General features: G+C 70.9%; 4 protein-coding genes and 1 pseudogene. 3 read left to right on the forward strand and 2 right to left on the reverse strand.

What is annotated here, in order from left to right; genetic code table 11:
• Both A6302_RS23740 and A6302_RS19625 read left to right on the forward strand, forming a co-directional pair.
• Positions 1 to 187: hypothetical protein (locus A6302_RS23740; RefSeq protein ID WP_425349182.1), on the forward strand; the 187-nt coding region annotated here is incomplete at its 5' end.
• Complete coding sequence (locus tag A6302_RS19625) at positions 144 to 551, forward strand: YraN family protein (RefSeq protein ID WP_069308438.1); 408 nt, start codon at positions 144 to 146, stop codon at positions 549 to 551. The genes A6302_RS23740 and A6302_RS19625, both read left to right, overlap by 44 nt.
• Before the next feature lie 24 nt (positions 552 to 575).
• Here A6302_RS19625 and A6302_RS19630 read toward each other — a convergent pair whose 3' ends face one another.
• Both A6302_RS19630 and A6302_RS19635 read right to left on the reverse strand, forming a co-directional pair.
• Positions 576 to 1,442, reverse strand: a complete 867-nt coding sequence (locus tag A6302_RS19630) for a prephenate dehydratase (RefSeq protein ID WP_069308439.1) — start codon at positions 1,440 to 1,442, stop codon at positions 576 to 578.
• Positions 1,443 to 1,677: 235 nt separating this feature from the next.
• Positions 1,678 to 2,394, reverse strand: a complete 717-nt coding sequence (locus A6302_RS19635) for a 3-deoxy-manno-octulosonate cytidylyltransferase (protein ID WP_342586315.1) — start codon at positions 2,392 to 2,394, stop codon at positions 1,678 to 1,680.
• A gap of 501 nt (positions 2,395 to 2,895) precedes the next feature.
• Between A6302_RS19635 and A6302_RS19640 the strand changes: the two are divergent.
• A pseudogene (locus A6302_RS19640) lies at positions 2,896 to 3,437 on the forward strand (c-type cytochrome).
• Positions 3,438 to 3,686: the final 249 nt, after the last annotated feature.

Consider the following 3,686-nt stretch of genomic DNA (forward strand, 5'->3'; position numbering starts at 1 on the left):
CTATGCCCGCGCGCAGGCGCTCAAGGGCCTGGCCGCCGCCCCGGCCGCACCCGCGACGGCGGACGACGACGCGCCGGTGACGAAGACAGTCGCCCCGACGACAACGACCACGGGGAGGATCCGCCCGGCGGCGGACAGGGCGCGTGAGCCGGCCGGCCACGCCGCCGCCCGCCCTCCCGCCGGATGAGCGTGACCGGCGCCAGCGCGCCGAGGACTGGGGCCTTGCCGCCGAGCGGCTGGTGGAACTCGCCTACCGGCTGAAGGGCTGGCGCTGCGTGGCCCGCCGCTGGCGCAGCCCGGCCGGGGAGATCGATCTCGTCATGCGCCGCGGCCGTCAGCTTGCCTTCGTCGAGGTCAAGGCCCGCGCCGATCTCGATGTCGCCGCCGAGGCGGTGACGCTGCGCGCCCGCCGCCGCATCGCCCGCGCCGCCATCATGTTCATCGGCCGGCATCCGGCGCTGGACGGTTTGGACCAGCGGTTCGACGTCGCCCTCGTCCGCCCCTGGCGCTGGCCGGTGGTGGTGGAAAACGCCTTCTTCGCCGACGACTGATCCGGTCCACGTCCCCGCGACGGATCACTCCGCCGGAATCGCCTCGCGGATCTTGTCGCGAAAGCTGCTCGACGGGTAGACGCCGAGGATGCGCAACTCGGCCGAGAAGAAGGCGAGTTCCTCCAGCGCGCGGCGCAGCGGCGCGTCGTCCGGATGGCCTTCCACATCGGCATAGAACTGGGTGGCGAAGAACTGGCCTTCGAGCTGGTAGCTCTCCAGCTTGGTCATGTTGATGCCGTTGGTGGCAAAGCCGCCGAGCGCCTTGTAGAGCGCGGCCGGAATGTTGCGCACCCGGAACACGAAGGTGGTGATGACGATGCCGTTGCCGGCCGCCGCCTTCGCCGCGCTGCGCGACAGCACCACGAAACGGGTGGTGTTGTGGGCGGCGTCCTCGACATTCTCGGCGAGGATGTCGAGGTCGTAGATTTCGGCGGCGAGCCGCGGCGCGAGAGCGGCGCGCGTCAGGTCGCCGGATTCGGCGACGAGCCGGGCCGCGCCCGCCGTGTCGCCGGCCACCCGCGCGGCAAGGCCGTAGCGGCGGATGATGTTGCGGCACTGGCCCAGCGCATGGACGTGGCTTTCCACGCTCTTCAGTCCCTCCAGCGTCGCCCCGCGCGGCGCCATCAGCTGGAAGCGGATCGGCAGGAAATACTCGCCGACGATGTGCAGCCCGGAATCGGGCAGCAGATGGTGGATGTCGGCGACCCGGCCGGCGAGCGAGTTCTCGATCGGGATCATCGCCAGATCGACCGCGCCCGACTGCACCGCAAAGAAGGCGTCCTCGAAGGTCGCCGACGGCACGGGCGTGCAGTCCGGATAGACGTCGAGGCAGGCGATCTCGGAATTGGCGCCGCGTTCGCCCTGGAAGGCGATGCGCAGGGAGGTGGTCATCGGTGGTCCCGTTTCTTCGGCTCGTGTCGGCCGGTCCGCGCCGGCGCGATCTGCTTAGATCATCGCCGGTCCGAGCAAAACCCGAAATCCGCGTGAAACCGAACGCGCAAGGTCCTGACCGCAGGCCGGCCTTGCGGGTGAGGACGCGCCCGAAGGGGCGCCGGCCGGTCAGGCCGTAACCTCGATGAAAACCTGACGTGTGGGGATTCATCGAGGCGAGGAAGAAACCGCCGGCTCAGCCGCCAAGGCGCCGCCGCGCCGCCTCCAGATCCTCCGGCGTGTCGACGCCGAGCGGCACGTCGTCGACGAGGGCGACGTCGATCCGCATGCCCGCCTCCAGCAGGCGCAGCTGTTCCAGCTTCTCGCGCTGCTCCAGCTCCGAGGGCGGCAGGTCGACGAAACGGGCGAGTGCCGCGCGGCGATAGGCGTAGAGGCCGATGTGGTGATAGAGCGGCCCGTCGCCATGGGGAGCCGTGGCGCGGGTGAAGTAGAGCGCCCGCAGCCGCGTCTCGCCGACGCGGCTCCCGACCACCTTGACCACGTTGGGGTTGGTCCGCTCGGCGTCCACGTGGATCTCGGCGGCAAGCGTCGCCACGTCGACCGCGGGATCGGACAGCGGGCTGAAGCAGGCGCGGATCGCCTCGGGCGCGATCGTCGGCAGGTCGCCCTGGACGTTGACCACCACCTCGGCGGTCAGGCCGGGATCGATCCGGCCGAGCGCCTCGAAGATCCGGTCGGAGCCGCTGACATGGTCGGGCCGGGTCAGCACCGCGTCGCCGCCGGCCGCGCGCACCGCGTCGACGATCTCGGCGGCGTCGGCGGCCACCACCACCGGGCCGATCCCGGCCTCGCAGGCCCGCCGCCAGACGTGGACGATCATCGGCTCGCCGGCGATGAGGGCGAGCGGCTTGTTCGGCAGCCGGGTCGAGCCCATGCGGGCGGGCACGATCACGAGGGCCTCGGAGAAGGGGCATCGGCGGGCAGGGTCATCTCGGATTGTCCTCTTCGTCGGCCAGCGTGTCGGCCCGTTCGTCGGCCCGTTCGTCGGCAAGGCGCGCGGGTGCGGGCCTCGCAGGAAGGGCGGCGCGCGGGTCCCGATCGCCCTGCGCCGATCGGGGCCTGCCTGTCAAGAGCCGGGTGTCGCCAGGCTGTGTCGGGGCTGCATCGCCGGGCGGTTTTTGCCGCGATGTCTATGGACAGAGCCCCGTGAAAGTCGCTAACGTCCGCAGCAATCACGGGTGCCCGGGCGGCTCCGGACCGGGAGGCGGCGGACCATGCCCCCTTTCCGGCTCGCGTTCTGCCAGCCGGCCGGCATCCCCGCCGAGGTCTTGTGCGGTCGCCCCCGCGGCGCCCGGACCGGGACCCGGCGCCGCGTGTGTCCGCACGCGGCCAAAACGGTGAAGTTTCGGGCGCGGCCGATGGCCGGCGCCGGTGGTCTTGGAGCCTGTAGTTCATGGATTCGTTCGAGCTGAACAAAATCGCCGGAACCGTCCTCGGCACGCTGCTGTTCGCGATGGGCCTCGGCTTCGTTGCCGAGGGGATCTTCCACATGGAAGCGCCCGAGAAGGCCGGCTACGAGATCGCCGTCGCCGAGGACACGGGCGCGGCGCCGGCCGAGGAAGTGGCCGCGGTTCCGCTCGGCCAGCTGCTCGCCTCCGCCGATGCCGGCAAGGGCGAAGCCGTCGCCAAGAAATGCGTCGCCTGCCACTCCTTCGAGAAGGGCGGCCCGAACAAGACCGGTCCCGATCTCTGGGGCGTGGTCGAGCGCAAGCCCGGCGGCCACGAGGCTTCAAGTATTCCGCCCCGATGGTCGCCTTCGGCGAAGCCAACGCCTGGACCTACGAGAATCTCGATCATTTCATCGCCAACCCCAAGGGCGTCGTCCCTGGAACGGCCATGGGCTTTGCCGGTCTGAAGAAGCCGGAGGAGCGCGCCGACCTGCTCGCCTACCTCCAGACCCTGTCCGACAGCCCGGTGCCCTTCCCCGCCGAATGAGCGCAGCTGTTTCGCCCTGATGCGAAAGGCCGTTCCGGCATCGTCGGAGCGGCCTTTTTCGTGAGACGAACGGACCGGCCGGACGTTCAGGGGGCTTGCCGGAAATTCGCGGGACGTCGTCGCCGGCCGTCACCGCTTCCGGGCCACGACCATCCTGGCGCCCGTCGACCTGGGCGCAACCGGAGATCCGGATGACCGCGATCCGCTATCTGCTCGGCCTCGACGGCGGCGGCACCGGCTGCCGGGGCG

It is taken from the genome of Methylobrevis pamukkalensis (genome assembly GCF_001720135.1).
GTDB lineage: Bacteria > Pseudomonadota > Alphaproteobacteria > Rhizobiales > Pleomorphomonadaceae > Methylobrevis > Methylobrevis pamukkalensis.

Excerpts from the sequence above, each read along its gene's own strand:
- A6302_RS19630 (WP_069308439.1), bottom strand. The coding sequence starts at position 1,442 with ATGACCACCTCCCTGCGCATCGCCTTCCAGGGCGAACGCGGCGCCAAT.